Annotated in this window: 1 protein-coding gene; it reads left to right on the top strand. The window is 75.0% G+C overall.

Annotation, left to right across the window (positions count from 1 at the left end; all coding sequences use genetic code 11):
- Window positions 1-234: 234 nt before the first annotated feature.
- Window positions 235-1637 (top strand): beta-ketoacyl synthase N-terminal-like domain-containing protein (locus B7767_RS32520; protein ID WP_179167374.1); only part of this gene is annotated, 1403 nt, incomplete at its 3' end.

The raw sequence follows: 1637 nt of genomic DNA, 5'->3' as shown, positions 1-1637 counted from the left end.
CGGCGCGGTGCCGGGGAACGGCCGCGGACAGGCGGACCCCGGCACCGCGTACGGCCCGGTCCGCCCGGCGGGTGACCTCCCGCACCGGCCGCACCCCCGCCGGCCCCGCCCCTCCCGCTCCACTCCCTCCTTCCGACACCCCGGCCGTCCCGCCGAACGGCCGCCCCGAACACCCGGTGTCCCCGCCGGACCGCCAGCCGTCCGCCGGTCTTCTTCCAGATGGGTTGCGTTGAAATGGACAAGGAACAGAAGCTCCGGGACTACCTCAAGCGAGCGAGCGCCGATCTGAAGCGTTCGCGGCAGCGGGTGAGCGAGCTGGAGGCGGCGGCCACCGAGCCCATCGCGATCGTCGGCATGGGCTGCCGCTACCCGGGCGGCGTGAACAGCCCCGAGGACCTGTGGCGGATGCTGGTCGCCGGTGAGGACGGCATCACCCCCATGCCCGACGACCGCGGCTGGGAGGCCGCCGTCGGCGACGGGCCCGCCGGATTCGCCGGCGGCTTCCTGCACGACGCGCCCGCCTTCGACGCGGACTTCTTCGGCATCTCGCCCCGCGAGGCGCTCTCCATGGACCCGCAGCAGCGCCTGCTCCTGGAGACCTCCTGGGAGGCCTTCGAACGTGCCGGGATCGACCCGTCCGGAGTCCGCGGCAGCCGCACCGGCGTGTTCGTCGGCGCCATGCCGCAGGACTACCGCGTCGGCCCCGACGACGACGTCCAGGGCTTCCAGCTGACCGGCAACGCCACCAGCATCCTGTCCGGCCGGCTCTCCTACTTCTACGGCGCCGTCGGTCCCGCCGTCACCGTCGACACCGCCTGTTCGTCCTCGCTGGTCGCCCTGCACCTGGCCGCGCAGTCGCTGCGGGCGGGGGAGTGCTCCCTGGCGCTGGCGGCCGGTGTCACCGTGATGGCGAGCCCCACCACGTTCGTCGAGTTCGCCCGTCAGGGCGGCCTCGCGGGTGACGGCCGCTGCAAGTCCTTCGCCGACGCCGCCGACGGCACCGGCTGGTCCGAGGGGGTCGGCGTCCTCGTCCTGGAGCGGCTGTCCGAGGCCCGCCGCAACGACCACCCCGTGCTCGCCGTGGTGCGCGGTTCCGCCGTCAACCAGGACGGCGCCTCCAACGGCCTGACCGCCCCCAACGGACCCTCGCAGCAGCGCGTCATCGAGGCCGCCCTGGCCAACGCCCGCCTCTCCGCCGCCGAGGTCGACGTGGTCGAGGCGCACGGCACCGGCACCGTCCTCGGCGACCCCGTCGAGGCGCAGGCGCTGCTCGCCACCTACGGCCGGGGCCGCGATCCCGAACGGCCCCTTCTGCTCGGCTCGGTGAAGTCCAACATCGGCCACACCCAGGCCGCCGCCGGGGTCGCCGGCGTCATCAAGACGGTCATGGCGATGCGCCACGACCTGCTCCCGCGCACCCTGCACGTGGACCGGCCGTCCACCCACGTCGACTGGACCGAGGGAGCCGTCCGCCTCCTCACCGAGCCCGTACCGTGGCCGCGCCGCGACGACGCCCCGCGCCGGGCCGGCGTCTCCTCGTTCGGCCTGTCCGGCACCAACGCGCACACCATCATCGAGGAAGCCCCCGCCGAGGAGCCCGCCGCCGACGGCGCCGAGGAGACCCCCGCGGCCCCCGC

This window comes from Streptomyces sp. 13-12-16 (assembly GCF_002114215.1).
Lineage (GTDB): Bacteria > Actinomycetota > Actinomycetes > Streptomycetales > Streptomycetaceae > Streptomyces.
The sequence above is the reverse complement of the archived record's forward strand: the minus strand, read 5'-3'. Positions and strand labels throughout refer to the sequence as shown.